Source organism: Kitasatospora sp. NPDC057500 (genome assembly GCF_042802195.1).
In the GTDB taxonomy this organism is placed as follows: domain Bacteria; phylum Actinomycetota; class Actinomycetes; order Streptomycetales; family Streptomycetaceae; genus Kitasatospora.
Map to the genome: position 1 here is coordinate 45,717 of NZ_JBHVER010000001.1, position 15,888 is coordinate 61,604.

At 75.8% G+C, this 15,888-nt stretch carries 6 protein-coding genes and 1 pseudogene; 3 read left to right on the top strand and 4 right to left on the bottom strand.

What is annotated here, in order from left to right:
* Positions 1–12 precede the first annotated feature (12 nt).
* The 3 genes from ACFU74_RS00100 to ACFU74_RS00110 all read left to right on the top strand — a co-directional run bounded on the left by ACFU74_RS00100 (position 13) and on the right by ACFU74_RS00110 (position 4,761).
* Positions 13–474 carry a hypothetical protein gene (locus tag ACFU74_RS00100; protein WP_380749192.1) on the top strand — a complete coding sequence of 154 codons (462 nt, stop codon included), beginning with the start codon at positions 13–15 and terminating at the stop codon, positions 472–474.
* A 196-nt stretch (positions 475–670) separates the two neighbouring features.
* On the top strand, positions 671–3,523 hold the full coding sequence (locus ACFU74_RS00105; RefSeq protein ID WP_380749195.1) for an AAA family ATPase: 2,853 nt from the start codon (positions 671–673) through the stop codon (positions 3,521–3,523).
* Positions 3,520–4,761: a 3-deoxy-7-phosphoheptulonate synthase gene (locus ACFU74_RS00110; RefSeq protein ID WP_380749198.1), complete on the top strand. Its 1,242-nt coding sequence runs from the start codon at positions 3,520–3,522 to the stop codon at positions 4,759–4,761. Before ACFU74_RS00105 ends, ACFU74_RS00110 begins: the two co-directional genes overlap by 4 nt.
* Positions 4,762–4,884: 123 nt before the next feature.
* On the opposite strand, the gene ACFU74_RS00115 is transcribed toward ACFU74_RS00110, so the two are convergent.
* From ACFU74_RS00115 to ACFU74_RS00130, 4 genes and pseudogenes are all read right to left on the bottom strand, one after another.
* Positions 4,885–6,486, bottom strand: a complete 1,602-nt coding sequence (locus tag ACFU74_RS00115; protein WP_380749201.1) for a bifunctional 3-(3-hydroxy-phenyl)propionate/3-hydroxycinnamic acid hydroxylase — start codon at positions 6,484–6,486, stop codon at positions 4,885–4,887.
* A complete protein-coding gene (locus tag ACFU74_RS00120; RefSeq protein ID WP_380749204.1) occupies positions 6,483–7,271 on the bottom strand; it encodes an arylamine N-acetyltransferase in 789 nt (262 codons plus the stop codon). The genes ACFU74_RS00115 and ACFU74_RS00120 overlap by 4 nt, the downstream gene beginning before the upstream one ends.
* A 5-nt stretch (positions 7,272–7,276) precedes the next feature.
* Entirely contained in the window at positions 7,277–10,498 is a 3,222-nt protein-coding gene (locus tag ACFU74_RS00125; protein WP_380749207.1) for a type I polyketide synthase, read from the bottom strand.
* A gap of 88 nt (positions 10,499–10,586) precedes the next feature.
* A pseudogene (locus tag ACFU74_RS00130) lies at positions 10,587–15,872 on the bottom strand (type I polyketide synthase); the annotation flags it as partial.
* Positions 15,873–15,888: the final 16 nt, after the last annotated feature.

The window sequence follows — 15,888 nt, forward strand, 5'->3', positions numbered from 1 at the left end:
TGTGACAAGCTCATGAAATTCCGTGAGATCGAGCTGTTCCGGCTCGATTCTGAGCACGTATCCGGGCACAGTGGTATTCAGTGCGGCCTTCCCGTCCACCGGCTCCCCGACCGCCTGGAATGCGCGGCGCAGCCCGGCCACCGAGTTCTGCACCATTTTCCGGGCCGTGGACGGACGATCATCGCCCCAGAGGGCGGCAATTATCTCGTTGATGCTCACCACGCTATTCGCGCGGAGCAGGAGAACACCGAGCAGGGCCCTCTGTTGCAGGCCGCGAATGGGCACGTCAGTGCCGTCGGAGAGCACCTCAAGCGGCCCCAGAACATTGAATCGCACCCCTGCCCCCTTCGATTCCCGGCGATTCCGGACGATGCCATTCCGAATGTTCCCGATGGTACATCAGGTCGACCCGGACCTTCCATTGACTGCACGTCAATTCTGATCCGCGATACCACCGGAAACCCCCCGCAGTGATCTCCGCGGCAATTCGCCGCCCCCGCCCGGCGACCCGGCGGCAGTGGCCCGCCCGTGGGCGGTCAGTTCCCGGGCAATGGGCGGGGTTTCCCCATGATGGGTCCGACCGGGAGCGGGCGGCCGTCGCCACCGCCCCGGAGGAGCCGCCGGGGACCGGCGGCCGGACGCCTACAAGAGACGAGGTCGGGGGTACCCGGTGCCTTTCCTGCTGGAACGTGATGCGCACATCGACAGACTCGACCACCTGCTCGCCGAGTGTCTCGGCCGCGCGGGCCGGGTGGCACTGGTCGACGGCCCCCTCGGCAGCGGCAAGAGCGAGCTGCTGCGGGTGTTCGCCGCCCGGGCCGCCGAGCGCGGAGTCCTGGTCGTGGGCGCGGGCTGTTCCGCCCAGGAGCGGGACCTGCCCTTCGGCATCGCCGACCGGATCGCCCGCTCCCCCGGCTGGCCCGCCGGGCACGCCGAGCGGCTGGCCGCGCTGGCCGACCCGGCCGTCCTCGCCGGACCGGCCGGGAGTGCCGGCGGCACCGCCGTCGCCGGCACCGCCCTCGCCGGCACCGGCGACCCGGCAGGCGCGCCGTCGCCCGCACTGCTCCGCGCCTGCCGCGACCTGACCACCGCCCTGCTCGCGGCCGCCGCCGACACCCCGGTGCTGCTCTGCGTCGAGGACATCGGCCACGCCGACGAGGCGTCCCTGCACTTCCTGCGCCACCTCGTCCGCCACCTGCCGCAGAGCCGGGTGCTGCTGCTCCTCACCGACGGCGGCACCCCGTGGCCCGCGCGGCGGCGGCTGCACGCCGAACTGCTGCGCCACCCGCACGCGCACCGCCTCGCGCTGGCCCCGCTGTCCCGGGCCGGCGCCCTGCGCCTGGTCACCGAGGGCCTGGGCGAGGAGGACGCCCGTCACCGCGGCCCCGGCCTGGTGGACGTGGCCGGCGGCAACCCGTTGCTGCTGCACGCCCTCGTCGAGGAGCACCTCGACCGCGCCGACGAGCCCGAACCGCGCTACGGCCCGGCCCTGCTGAGCTGCCTCCACCGGGCCGGCCCCGGCGTGCTGCGGGTCGTCCAGGCCCAGGCCGTGCTCGGCGAGGAGGCCCCGGCCGAGGACGTGGCCAGGCTGCTCGGCGAGCGGGAGAGCGCCGACGCGGTCGCCCGGATCCGCGCCACGCTCACCGCCGCCGGACTGCTGGACGGCGAGGGACGGCTGCGCACCGCGGCCGCCCGCGCCGCCGTCCTGGAGGATCTCGCCCCGCACGAGCGCACCGAACTGCGGCTGCGGGCCGCCCAGCTGGCCCACGAGACGGGCAGCCCCGCCGCCGAGGTGGCCCGGCACCTGGTCGAGGCCGGGCGGGCGCCCGCACCGTGGGCGGTCGCCGCGCTGACCGAGGCGGCCGGGCACGCCCTGCTCGACCACCGCCACCGCACCGCCGTCGCCTGCCTGCGGCTGGCCCACAGGGAGGCCGTCGAGGAGAACGACCGGGCGGTGCTCCGGCACCGGCTGGCGCAGGCCGAGTGGCAGCTCAACCCCTCGGAGGCGGCCCGGCACCTGGTGCCGCTCACCGCCGCGGTCCGGGCCGGGCACCTCGGGCTCGCCGAGGCGCTCGTCCTCGTCCGGTACCTGCTGTGGCACGGCCGCGGCGAGGAGGCGCTGGCCGTCCTGGACCTGCTGCGCGCCCGGAACGGACCGGCCGGACCGGCCTCCCCCGCCGAGACGGGCGCGCTGCGCGACATCGAGACCTGGCTCGCCTACACCCACCCGGGCCTGGCCCGGGGCCGCCGCGTCCCGGCGCTGCCCGCCGACCTGCGGCACACGGTCGCCCCGGACGTCGATCCGCAGCTGCGGGCCGCCGCCGCGCTCGCCGGGGCGCTCACCCGGGGACGGGCCGCGGAAGCCCTCGACCACGCCCAGCAGGTGCTGCACGACGCCCACCTGCACGGCCGCACCGCATGGGCCGAGGAGGCCGCGCTGCTCGCACTGCGGGTGCTGCTGCAAGCCGGGCGCGCCGACACCGCGGCGCTCTGGAGCCAACGGCTGCTCGGCACCGCCGCGCGCCGCGAAGCCCCGACCGCGACGGCCCTGTACTCGGCGGCGCACGCCGAGGCGGCCCTGCGGCTCGGCGACCCGACCACGGCGGCCGAGCACAGCCGGGCCGCGCTGACCCACCTCAGCCCCACCGCCTGGGGCATCGCGGTGGGGCTGCCGCTGGGCACGCTGGTCGTCGCCGAGAGCCGCACGGGCGAGCACCGCTCGGCGGCCAAGCACCTCACCCACGCCGTCGGCGAGGCGATGTTCCAGAGCCTGTACGGGCTGCACTACCTGTTCGCCCGCGGCGAGCACTACCTGGCGACCCGGCACGGCCACGCGGCACTCGCCGACTTCCTGTCCTGCGGCGAACTGCTGCGCACCTGGGGCCTGGACGGCGCGGGGGTGGTGCCCTGGCGCACCCAGGCCGCCGACGCCTGGCTGCGGCTGGACAACCGGGACCGCGCCTGGCGGCTGATCCACGAACAGCTCAGCCGGGCCGACGCCGACCTGCCGCACAACCGCGGCCCGGCCCTGCGGCTGCTCGCCGCAGCCGGGCCGGCCGGGCGGCGCGGCCCCCTGCTCACCGAGGCCGTCGACCTCACCGAGGCCTCCGGCGACCGCTACGAGCAGGTGCGGGTGCTCACCGACCTGAGCCGGGTGCACCAGGGCGCCGGCAACAGGCGCCGGGCCCGGCTGCTGCTGCGCCAGGCCCTGCACGTGGCGGGCATGTGCGGCCTGAAGCCGCTCACCCGGGAGCTGCTGTCGGTCTCGGCCGACCTCGGCGAGAGCGGCCCGGCCGCCGACGAGGCACCGGAGCCGGGCGGGGCCGGCACGCTCACCGAGTCCGAGCGGCGGGTCGCCTCGCTCGCCGTGCTCGGTTACACCAACCGCGAGATCGCCGGACGCCTGTACGTGACGGCGAGCACCGTGGAACAGCACCTCACCCGGGTCTACCGCAAGCTCGGGGTACGCCGACGCAAGGACCTGCCGGCCGATCTGCGGGCCAACCTGAGGAAGACGGGATGACGACTCCGATGACCACGCCGACCGCCACGACCCCGACGGTGCACGACGGCACCGGGCCCGGTCTCGCCCGGGCCCTGGCGGGCCTGACCGCCGACCAGCAGCCGCAGTGGCCCGATCAGGAACGGGTGCGCGAGGTGCGCACCGCGCTCGGCGCCCTGGCGCCCCTGGTGGAGCCCGCCGCCGTGGACCGGCTCCGGGAGCGCCTGGCCGAGGCCGCGCTCGGCCGGGCCCTGGTCGTCCAGGGCGGGGACTGCGCCGAGACCTTCGCCGGCAACACCCCCGAGCACGTGCGCGCCAACCTGCACGCCCTGCTGCACTGCGCGACCCTGTTCGAGGTCGCGTCCGGCCTGCCGGTGGTGCCGGTCGGACGCGTCGCCGGGCAGTACGCCAAGCCCCGCTCCAGCCCGACGGGCCCGGACGGGCTGCCCTCCTACCGGGGCGACATCGTCAACGGCCTCGCGGCGACGGCCGAGGCCCGCACGCCGGACCCGCGGCGGATGCTCACCGCGTACGACGGCGCCGGCGCCGCGCTCGGCGTGCTGGACTCGGTGGCCGACGCGACCCGCAGCGAACTGTTCGCCGGCCACGAGGCCCTGCTGCTCGACTACGAGCTGCCGCTGGTGCGCGACGGGTACGCGCTGTCCGGCCACTTCCTGTGGATCGGCGAGCGGACCCGCCGGCTCGACGGCGCGCACGTCGCCCTGGCCCGCCGGATCGCCAACCCGCTGGGCCTCAAGCTGGGCCCGTCCACCACCCCGGACCAGGCCGTCGCCTACGCCGAGGCACTGGACCCGGACCGCGTCCCCGGCCGGCTGACGCTGATCAGCCGGATGGGCGCGGACCGGGTGTCCGACGTGCTGCCGCCGCTGGTGGAGGCGGTGGCGGACGCGGGGCACCCGGTGGTCTGGCTCTGCGACCCGATGCACGGCAACACCGAGACGGCGGCCGGCGGGCTGAAGACCCGCCGCTTCGACCGGATCGCCGCCGAGGTGAGCGGCTACTTCGCCGTGCACCGGGCGCTCGGCAGCCACCCCGGCGGCCTGCACCTGGAACTGACCGGCGACGACGTGACCGAGTGCCTCGGCGGTCGCGAGGACCTGCGCGAGGAGCAGCTCCCCGAGCGCTACCTGACCGGCTGCGACCCGCGGCTGAACGGGCGCCAGACGCTCGACCTGGCGCGCTTCGTGGCCGAGATCCTGCTTGAGCACTCCGCCCGGCGGGCGCCCGTGGCGGTGTGAGGACCGCCCCCGGACCGACGGCCCGCTCCTCCACGCGGAGGGGGAGCGGGCCGTCAACGTGTGTGCGGGAGGGGCCGGCGGGCGAATCCCCGCGGCTTCTTCCGGCGGGCGGCGGTCGGGCCGTCAGGCGGCCAGGTCGGTGCGGAGAGCTTCGAGGAGCGCGGCCAGCTCCGTCCGGTCCCCCGCCGCGCCGTAGACGTAGAAGTCGGGCCGGACCAGCACCGCGACCGCCCCGCTCCCGGCCAGGTACGGCAGGTACACCCCGTCGGTGTCACCCACCGCGCCCGCCGGGGGCTCCTCGGTGGAGGCCGCGACCACCCGCACCGCGTGGCCGCCGAGGCCGGCCAGCCAGGCGCGGTCCCCGGCGGTGAGCAGGCTCTCCGGCGGCTCGGTGGTGAGCAGCACGAAGCCGCGTCCCACCACGTCGTCGAACAGCCCGACGGCCCCGCCCGCCGCCGTCACGCGCCCCTGGACGACCAGGTCGCCGGCCGGCCCGCCGCCGTGCCGCAGGCCCGCCGTGAGCGGCTGGACCGGGGTGCGCGGCCGGGCTGCGCCGACCGCCGCGCCGCGCCGGGCGCGCTCCTGGGCGGCCAGCATGACGGTGTCGCGGTCGCGGGCCGCGGCCGGGTCGGTCTGGCAGATGACCCGGCCCAGGTCCATCGACATGGTGAGCGCGTGCCGCACGTGCTCGCGCCGCTCGGCCGTGTAGCTGTCGAGCAGCCCTTCGGCGGCCCGGCCGGTGAGCACCAGGTCCAGCTTCCAGGCGAGGTTGGCGGCGTCCCGGAAGCCCGAGCACATGCCCTGCCCCGCGAACGGCGGCATCAGGTGGGCGGCGTCCCCGGCGATCAGCACCCGGCCGCGCCGCCACTGGTCCGCGTAGCGCGCCTGGAAGGTGTAGACGGCGTGCCGCAGCAGGGTGGCGTTGCCGGGGTCGATGTCGAACAGCGAGAGCAGCTTCCAGACGTTGGCCTCGCCGCCGAACTCCTCGGGCGACTCGTGGTCGAGCCGCATGAACTCCCAGCGCCGGTGGCCCGGCCCGGCGGAGACGGCGGTGCGCGGCCGGGCCGGGTCGCAGACCTGGAGGTTGTTGGGGACGAACTCCCGGCCGTCGTGCGGGACGACGTCGCAGGTCAGCCAGTCGTTGAAGAACGCGAAGTCGGTGGCGGTCAGCCCGGCCTCCTCGCGCACCACGCTGTTGGCGCCGTCGCAGCCGATCACCCAGCGGGCGGTGAGGGTGCCGCCCTCGGAGCCCTCGACCGTGAGGGCGACGGAGTCGCCGCGGTCGGCGAGCGCCGTCACCCGGTGGCCGCGCAGGACGCGCAGCGCGGGGTACCACTCGCCGTGGGCGGCCAGCGCGGCCTCCAGGCCCGGCTGGTAGACGGCGCTGGAGTCGGGCCAGCCGGAGCGGCCGGTGTCCTCGACGTCCACCCGGAAGAGGGTCTGCCCGTCGGCGTTGTGCCAGACGTAGTCCCGGGAGGACTCGACGTGCTCGTGCAGGGCCGCCCCGACGCCGGTGGCGGCGAGGATGCGGGCGGACTCGCCGTCGAAGGAGACCGCCCGCGGCATCGGGTAGGGCCGGGGGAAGCGCTCCAGGACGGTGACCCGGTGGCCGCGGGCGGCCAGCAGCAGGGCGGCGGTCTGGCCGACCGGCCCGTAGCCGACGATCGCGACGTCGGTGTCGGTCGTGGTCACGGGCGCGGTGCCGGCGGGGACGGGGGCGCTCATGCGGTGGCCGCGTCCTTCCGCAGGATCTCGGCGAGCACCCGGGCGTGCTCCTCCGGGTCGGCGAGGCCGCGCAGCCGCTCGGTGCCGTCCTCCACGACGACCAGGCGGGTGCCGATCAGGATCCGCTGGCCGCCCTCGAAGGCCCGGCCGCGCACCACGATGCCGGAGCCGGCCAGCGCCCGGGCGAACCGGTCCAGCTCCGGCGAGGGAACCAGCCAGTCCGCGAACGCGCGCGGCCGCGGGTGGAAGCGGTAGACGGCGCGCCAGTCGCCGACCCGGCCCCGGCGCTGCACCACGTGGTGGCCGGTGTCCGCGCGCACGACGCGGAAGTCGGTGCCGAACTGCGGCTGCACCTCGTCGGGCACCACCCGCAGCGGCTCCAGGTAGGACGGGCCGACGAAGCCGACGTCGACCAGCCAGAGGTCGCCGTCCAGCCGCACGAAGCCGAGGACGTGCTCCAGGTCCGGCCCGAAGGTGTCGTCCACCTGGCGGATCCCGGCCGAGAACAGCCCGGTCTCGTAGCCGAGTTCGCGCAGCAGCGCGAGGAAGAGCCCGTTCAGTTCGTAGCAGACGCCGCCCCGGCCGCCGAGCACGACGGCGTCGAACACGGCGTCGACGTCGATGTCGACGCCCGCCCACAGGGCCTCGCCGCGCGCGGTGTTGAGCGAGGAGTCGTAGGGGATCGCGATGAGGTGGCGCCGGTGCAGCTCGCGCAGGGTGTCGGCGGTGGGGTCGAGCGGGCCGTCGTAGTCGAGGGCCTTGAGGTAGGCGGTGGTGTCGAACACGGCGGTCACTTCCCTTCGGTCTGCTGCTCGTCGGACACGCGCTCCGCGGACACGCCCCCGCCGGACACGCCCCCGCCCAGCACGCTCTCGTCGAGCAGGGCGACGAGGTGGCGGGCGAGGCGCTCCGGGGTGGGCTGGTCGAAGGCGAGCAGGGCGGGCAGCTCCAGCCCGGTGACGTTCTGCAGGCGGTTGCGGAGCTCGACGGCGGTCAGCGAGACGAAGCCGATGTCGAAGAAGACGGCGTCCGGCCCGACCTCCCCGGTGCCCTCGTGCCCGAGGACGGCCGCCACCTCCGCGCGGACCACGTCGACCAGCACGGTTTCGCGCTCCTGCGGGCCGGCCTCCGCCAGCCGGCGGGCGAGGGCCGCGCCGGGCGCCTCCTCGGTGGTGGTGTCGGGTTCGGTCTCGGTGGCCATCGGGGAGTCTCCTGCGGGGGTGGTGGTTGCGGGCACCGACTCAAGCCAGTAGTGCCGGTGCTGGAAGGGATAGGTCGGGAGTTCGGAGGCGGGAAGGGCCTCGGCGCCCGCGTAGGAGGCCGACCAGTCGACCTCCACGCCGCGGACGTGCAGGGCGGCGGCCGAGAGCAGGACGCGGTCCCAGCCGCCCTCGTCGCGCCGCAGGGTGCCGGTGACGACCGCGTCGCGCACGGAGGCCGCCTCCAGGGCCTCGACGATGCCGTGGGCGAGCACGGGGTGGGCGCTGACCTCGACGAAGGCCCGGTACTCCGCGGCGGCGAGGGTGTCGACGGCCTCCGCGAAGCGGACGGTCTGCCGCAGGTTGCGGTACCAGTAGCCGGCGTCCAGTTCCGGGCCCTCCAGCCAGCGGTTCTCGACGGTGGACAGGAACGGGACGGTCGCCGGCCGGGGCTTCACGGAGCCGAGCAGCTCGGCGAGTTCGGCCTCGATGGACTCCACGTGCGAGGTATGCGACGCGTAGTCCACCGGGATCCGGCGGACCCGAACGCCCTGCTCCTCGTAGGCCGTCACCAGGCTGTCCAGCCCGGCCGGGTCACCGGCCACGACCACCGAGGACGGACCGTTGACGGCCGCGATCCCGACCCCGTCCGGCAGCGCGGTCGCCACCCGTTCCCGGGGAAGGCCGACCGAGACCATGCCGCCGCGTCCGGCCAGGCCGCGGGCGATGGCCTGCGAGCGTAGCGCCACCACGGCGGCGGCGTCGTCCAGCGAGAGGACGCCCGCGACGTGCGCCGCCGCGATCTCCCCCTGGGAATGGCCGACGACCGCGTCCGGAACCACACCCAGCGACGCCCAGAGGCGCGCCAGCGCGACGTTCACCGCGAACGACACCGGCTGTACCACGTCCACCCGCTCCAGCGAGGCCGCACCCGGAGCCTGGTTCACCACGTCCAGCAACGACCAGTCGACATAGGGCTTCAACGCCCTGTCGACCTCGTCGAGCACCTCCGCGAACACCACCGACTCGGCGAGCAGCCGCCGCCCCATCCCCACCCACTGCGACCCCTGCCCCGGGAACACGAAGACGGTCCGACCGGCGACGTCCGCCGTGCCGCTGACCAGGGCGGGCGAGGCGGCGTCGCCCGCGAGCGCGGCCAGGCCGGTGCGGTGACCGTCGAGCGCGCCGGCCACCACGACGGCGCGGTGCGCCAGCAGCGTCCGGGCTTCGGCCAGGGTACGGGCGGCGCCGGCCGGCTCCGGGCCCTGCGCGTCGGCGTAGTCGAGCAGCCGCTCCGCCTGGGCGCGCAGGGCGCCGGTCGAGGCGGCGGACAGCAGCCAGGGGACGGCGACGGCCTCGGGGGCGGTCGGCTCGGCGGCGGGTGTCCGCGCCTCCGCCGCGGGCGCCTCCTCCAGGACGACGTGGGCGTTGGTGCCGCTCACCCCGAAGGCCGACACGGCGGCCCGGCGCGGGCGGTCGGCCGCCGGCCACGGGCGGGCCTCGGTCAGCAGCCGCACCTCCCCCACCGACCAGTCGACCTGGGAGGTCGGCGCGTCCACATGGAGGGTGCGCGGCAGTACGCCGTGCCGCAGCGCCTGGACCATCTTGATCACCCCGGCGACCCCGGCCGCCGCCTGGGTGTGCCCGATATTGGACTTCAACGACCCCAGCCAGAGCGGCTGTTCGGCCGGACGGCCCTGCCCGTAGGTGGCCAGCACCGCCTGCGCCTCGATCGGGTCGCCCAGCGGGGTGCCGGTGCCGTGGCCCTCGACGGCGTCGACGTCGGCGGCCGTCAGCCGGGCATTGGCGAGCGCGGCCCGGATCACCCGCTGCTGGGCGGGCCCGTTGGGCGCGGTGAGGCCGTTGGACGCGCCGTCCTGGTTGACGGCCGAACCCCGGACCACGGCCAGCACCTCGTGCCCCAGGCGCCGGGCGTCCGAGAGCCGCTCCAGGACGAGGACCGCCACGCCCTCCGCCCAGCCCGTGCCGTCGGCGGCATCCGCGAAGGCCTTGCAGCGTCCGTCGGCCGCCAGACCCCGCTGCCGGGAGAACTCCACGAACGGCGAGGGCTGGGACATCACCGCGACACCGCCGGCCAGCGCCAGCGTCGACTCGCCGCTGCGCAGCGACTGGGCGGCCAGGTGGACGGCGACCAGGGAGGAGGAGCAGGCGGTGTCGACGGTGATCGCGGGCCCCTCCAATCCGAGCGTGTAGGCGACCCGGCCCGAGGCCACGGATCCGGAGGTGCCGGTGGCGAGGAAGCCTTCGAGCCCGGCGGGCACGCTTCGAAGACCGGTGGCGTAGTCGTGGTACATGACGCCGGAGAACACGCCGACGGCCGTGCCTCGCAGGCCCGCCGGGTCCAGGCCGGCCCGCTCCAGGGCCTCCCAGGAGGTCTCCAGCAGCAGCCGCTGCTGCGGGTCCATGGCGAGCGCCTCGCGCGGCGAGATCCCGAAGAAGGCGGCGTCGAAGTCGGCGGCGCCGTGCAGGAATCCGCCCTCGCGGACGTAGGAGCGGCCGGCCCGGTCCGGGTCGGGGTCGAAGAGGCCGTCGAGGTCCCAGCCGCGGTCCTCGGGGAACTCCGCCACGCCGTCGCGCCCGTCGGCGACCAGCTGCCACAGCTCGGCCGGGGAGGCGACGCCGCCCGGCAGCCGGCAGGCCATCCCGACGATGGCGATCGGCTCACCGGCCGCCGCCTCCAACGCGGCCTTCTCGGCGGCGAGTTGTTCGTTGTCCTGGAGCGCGGCCCGCAGTGCCTCGACCAGCCTCGCCGTCTGGTCGAAGGCGGCTGCGCCGTCGGTGGTGGTGGTCATGTCTGCCTTTCGGAAGGTGCGCCGGGCGCGGTCGGGGGACGGAGTCGGTCGGTCGGTCGTTCAGGCCGGGTCGGGCCGGGTCGGACGGTCAGCCCCGGCCGCGCAGGGCGCGGGCGACCAGGCCGTCGATGTCAAGGTCCGCGATGGCGGGCCCGTCCACCGGCGAGGGCCCGGCGTCAGGGGCGGCGCTTCCGGCGGCCGGCTCCGGCAGCAGCTCGGACCGCAGGTGGCGGGCGAGCGCGAGCGGGGTCGGGTGGTCGAAGACCAGGGTCGCCGGGAGCCGGACGCCCGTCGCCCGGGCCAGCCGGTTGCGCAGTTGCACCGCGCCGAGCGAGTCGAACCCGGTCTCCTTGAAGGCCTGGGCGGCGGCGACGGCGTTCTTCGAAGGATGCCCGAGGACGGCCGCGGCGGCCGAGCGCACCAGGTCGAGGAGTTCACGGTGCTGCTCGCGCTCCGGCAGCCCGGCCAGCCGGGCGGCGAAGCCCGCCGCGTCGTCGGCGGGCGCGCCGGTGGCGGCGGTGCGGCGGGGGGCGCGGACCAGGCCGCGCAGCAGGGGGTTCAGCTCGCCGACCGCCGCCTGCGCGCGCAGCGCGTCGCGGTCCAGCCGGGTCGGGACCAGCAGCGCCTCCGGGGAGCCCAGGGCGGCGTCGAACAGCGCCAGCGCCTCCTCGGTCGCCAGGGCCTTGAGTCCGCCGCGCGCCAGTCGGGCCCGGTCGGCCTCGCCCAGCTGCCCGGTCAGGCCGCTGGCCTGCGCCCACAGGCCCCAGGCCAGCGACACCGCCGGCAGACCGCGTTCACGGCGCCACCCGGCCAGCCCGTCCAGGAATCCGTTCGCCGCCCCGTACAGGCTCTGCCCGGCGCTGCCGAACACGCCCGCGCCGGAGGAGAAGAGGACGAACGCGGCCAGGCCGAGGTCCTTCGTCGCCTCGTGCAGGTGCCACGCCGCGTCCGCCTTCGGCGCGAACACCTCGCCCAGCCGCTCCGCGGACTGCGCCTCGAACACACCGTCGGCCAACGCCCCGGCGGTGTGCACCACCGCCGTCAACGGACGCTCCACCGGAACCCCACGCACCAGGCCGTCCACCACCGAGCGGTCCGACACATCGGCCGCCACAACCTCCACCGACGCACCCAGCGCCGTCAACTCCTCGACCAGCTCCGCCGCACCAGGGGCCTGCGGGCCCCGGCGGCTCACCAGCAACAGGTGCCGCACCCCGTGCGACTCCACCAGACGCCGGGCCACCAGACCACCCAGCGTCCCCGTACCACCCGTCACCAACACCGTCCCCACCGCATCCAGCACACCACCACCCTCAGCGGCGACAACGGCCCGGGCCAGACGCGGCACCGTTACGCCGCCGTCCCGCCAGAGCGCCTGGGGCTCCCCCGTTGCCAGCAGGCCTCCCACCACCGACGGTGCCACCGCCGCGGCGGGGAAGCCCGTCCCTTCGCCACCGAGGAGCACGACCCGGCCGGGCTGCTCCTGCTGGACCGAACGGACCAGCCCCCAGACCGCGTTGACCGCCGGATCCGCGTCCGGCAGCCCGGTCGCGACCACCAGCGGCTCCGCGCTCCGGGCGGGATCGGTGAGCCCCTGGTGCAGGAAGTCCGACACCCGGCCGAGCAGCGCCCGGGCGCCCTCGAGGCCCTCGGCCGTCCCCGTGGTCAGGTCCAGCACCGCCGGGGTGGCGGAAGCGGCGTCCGCGGGCAGGACGAGGGGCGTCCAGCCGACCTGGTAGAGGTGGTCGGTACCGGCCCCGCCGAGGCCTGCGAGTCGGTCGACCGGCACCTGCCGCAGCGCCAGGGAGCCGACCGAGGCCACCGGTCCGCCGGCCGGGTCGGTGAGGACGAGCGAGAACGCGTGCGGGCCGGTCTGCCGGGCGTGCACCCGCAGGGCGGTGGGACGCGTGGCGAAGAGTGCCACGTCGTTCCAGGCGAACGGCAGCAGGACGTGACCCGGCTCCGGCTCGGCGATGCCCAGGAAGTTGGTGGCCTGCAGAGCGGCGTCCAGCAGCACCGGGTGGATGCCGAAGTCCTCGGTGGGCCGGCCGGCGGGCAGGGACACCTCGGCGTGCACCTCGCCGTCGAGCCGCCAGACGGCCCGCAGTCCCTGGAACGCCGGTCCGTAGCCGAAGCCGCGGTCCGCCAGCCGCTCGTAGAAGCCGTCCAGGGCGACCGGCTCCGCGCCGACCGGTGGCCACGCTCCGGGGGCGGCGGTGTACGGCGCCTGGTCGCCGCCCAGGAAGCCGGTGGCGTGCCTGGTCCACACGCCGCCCTCGCCGTCCTCGGGCCGCGAGTACAGGGCGAACGGCCGTCGGCTGTCGGGGGCTTCGCCCTCCGGCGCGTCCACCCGCAGGTGCAGTTGCAGGGCGCCGCGCCCGGGGACGAGCAGCGGAGCCTCGATCACCAACTCCTCGACGGTGGGCGTGCCCGCTTCGTCGCCGGCCCGCGAGGCCAGCTCCAGGAGCGCGGCGCCCGGGGCGAGGACGGTGCCGGCGACGGCGTGGTCCGCGAGCCACGGGTGGTCCTTCGGGTCGAGCCGTCCGGTGAGGAGCGCCCCGCCCTCGGGCAGCTGCACCGCCGCGCCCAGCAGCGGGTGCCCGACGGGCGCCAGCCCGGCAGCGCCCACGTCGGCGGCGGGGCGGGTCTCCAGCCAGTAGCGCTGGTGCTGGAAGGGGTAGGTGGGCAGTTCGGAGGCGGGGAGGAGGGCGGCGTCCGGGAAGGCCGTGGACCAGTCGACGGGCAGGCCGCGGACGTGGAGTTCGGCGGCGGCGAGCAGGACCCGGTCCCAGCCCCCGTCCTCCCGGCGCAGGGTCCCGGTGACCACGGTCGGCGCCTGGACGGCCTCCTCCAGGGCCTCCACGACGGCGTGCGCGAGGACGGGGTGGGCACTGACCTCGACGAACGCCCGGAAGCCCTCGCCCGCCAGGGTCTCGACGGCCTCCGCGAAGCGGACCGTCTGCCGCAGGTTGCGGTACCAGTACCCCGCGTCCAGCTCCGGACCCTCCAGCCAGCGGTTCTCGACGGTGGACAGGAACGGGACGGTCGCCGTCCGCGGCCTCACGGAGCCCAGCAGCTCGGCGAGTTCGGCCTCGATGGACTTCACATGCGAGGTGTGCGACGCGTAGTCCACCGGGATCCGGCGCACCCGAACGCCCTGCTCCTCGTACGCGGCCACCAGGGTGTCGAGCCCGGCCGGGTCACCGGCGACCACGACCGAGGACGGGCCGTTGACGGCGGCGACCTCGACCCCGTCCGGCAGAGCGTCACTCACCTCGGCGAGCGGCAACCCGACCGACACCATCCCGCCCCGGCCCGCCAGACCCCGCGCGATGGCCTTCGACCGCAGCGCCACCACGGCGGCGGCGTCGTCCAGCGCGAGGACGCCCGCGACATGCGCCGCCGCGATCTCCCCCTGCGAATGGCCGACCACCGCATCCGGAACGACACCCAGCGACGCCCACAGGCGCGCCAGCGCGACGTTCACCGCGAACGACACCGGCTGCACCACATCCACCCGCTCCAACGAGGCCGCACCCGGAACCTGGTTCACCACATCCAGCAACGACCAGTCGACAAAAGGCTCCAGAGCCTTCCCGACCTCACCCAGCGCCTCCGCGAACACCACCGACTCGACGAGAAGCCGACGCCCCATCCCCACCCACTGGGAACCCTGCCCCGGGAAGACGAACACCGACCGACCACTCACCTCCGCCGTGCCGGAGACGACACCCGCCGCCTCCTCCCCCCGTGCCACCGCGTCCAGCGCCGCCGCCGCGTCCGCGCGGTCGGCGGACACCACCACGGCGCGCTGCTCCAGCGCGGCCCGCGCGGTGACGAGGGTGCGGGCCGTACGGGCCAGACCGGTGTCCGGCTGCTGGGCCAGGACCCGGCCCCAGGCGCCGGCCTGGGCACGCAAGGCGTTCCCGGAGGCGGCCGACAGCACCAACGGCACCGCGGCACCGGTCGGTTCGGCGTCCGACTGCGGGGCGTCCCCGACCGGGGCCTGCTCCAGGATCACGTGGGCGTTGGTGCCGCTGACGCCGAACGAGGAGACGGCGGCCCGGCGCGGGCGGTCGACCTCCGGCCAGTCGCGGCGTTCGGTGAGGAGCGCGACCGCTCCCGAGTTCCAGTCGACCTTCGAGGTGGGCGTGTCGATGTGCAGGCTCTTCGGCAGCACGCCGTGGCGCAGCGCCTCCACCATCTTGATGACACCGGCCGCGCCCGCGGCGGCCTGGGTGTGGCCGATGTTGGACTTCAACGACCCCAGCCAGAGCGGCTGTTCGGCCGGACGGCCCTGCCCGTAGGTGGCCAGCACCGCCTGCGCCTCGATCGGGTCGCCCAGCGAGGTCCCCGTCCCGTGGCCCTCGACGGCGTCGACGTCCGCCGCCGTCAGCCGGGCATTGGCGAGCGCGGCCCGGATCACCCGCTCCTGCGAGGGACCGTTCGGGGCGGTCAGACCGTTGGACGCGCCGTCCTGGTTGACGGCCGAACCCCGGACGACCGCCAGCACCTCGTGCCCCAGGCGCCGGGCGTCCGACAGCCGCTCCAGGAGGAGGACGGCGACACCCTCGGCCAGGCCGGTCCCGTCGGCGGCGTCCGCGTACGCCTTGCAACGGCTGTCGCGCGCCAGGCCGCGTTGGGTGGCGAAGTCGACGAACACCTCCGGCGTGGCCATCACGGCGACCCCGCCGGCCAGGGCCAGCGTGCACTCGCCGTCGCGCAGCGCCTGCGCGGCCAGGTGGACGGCGACCAGGGAGGAGGAGCAGGCGGTGTCCACCGTCACCGACGGGCCTTCGAGACCGAGGGTGTAGGAGACCCGGCCGGAGGCGACCGAGCCCGAGTTGCCGATCCCGAAGTACCCCTCCAGGCCCTCCGGGAGGTTGAGCACGTGGTGGGCGTAGTCGTGGTACATCAGGCCCGCGTAGACACCGACCGGCTGCCCCTTGAGCGAGACCGGGTCGATGCCGGCCCGTTCCAGGGCCTCCCAGGAGGTCTCCAGCAGCAGCCGCTGCTGCGGGTCCGTCGCCAGCGCCTCGCGCGGGGAGATCCCGAAGAGCGCGGCGTCGAAGCCGCCCGGGTCGGCGAGGAAGCCGCCCTCCTCGGCGTAGGTCCTCCCGGCGGCGTCCGGGTCGGGGTCGTACAGGCCGTCCACGTCCCACCCCCGGTCGCGGGGGAACGGGGCCATGGCGTCGGTGCCGTCGTGGACCAGGTGCCACAGGTCGGCCGGGGAGGCGACGCCGCCGGGCAGCCGGCAGGCCATCCCGACGATGGCGATCGGCTCGGTGCGCCGGGCCTCGACGTCGCGCAGGCGGCGCTTGGTCTGCTGGAGGTCGGCCGTGACGCGCTTGAGGTAGTCGCGCAGCTTGTCGTCGTTCGACATGGGGTTC

What these genes read in the sequence shown, in the direction of transcription:
- ACFU74_RS00110 (WP_380749198.1), top strand. Translation starts at nt 3,520, where the DNA reads ATGACGACTCCGATGACCACGCCGACCGCCACGACCCCGACGGTGCAC.
- ACFU74_RS00125 (WP_380749207.1), bottom strand. Translation starts at nt 10,498, where the DNA reads ATGACCACCACCACCGACGGCGCAGCCGCCTTCGACCAGACGGCGAGG.
- ACFU74_RS00115 (WP_380749201.1), bottom strand. Translation starts at nt 6,486, where the DNA reads ATGAGCGCCCCCGTCCCCGCCGGCACCGCGCCCGTGACCACGACCGAC.
- ACFU74_RS00100 (WP_380749192.1), top strand. Translation starts at nt 13, where the DNA reads ATGAAATTCCGTGAGATCGAGCTGTTCCGGCTCGATTCTGAGCACGTA.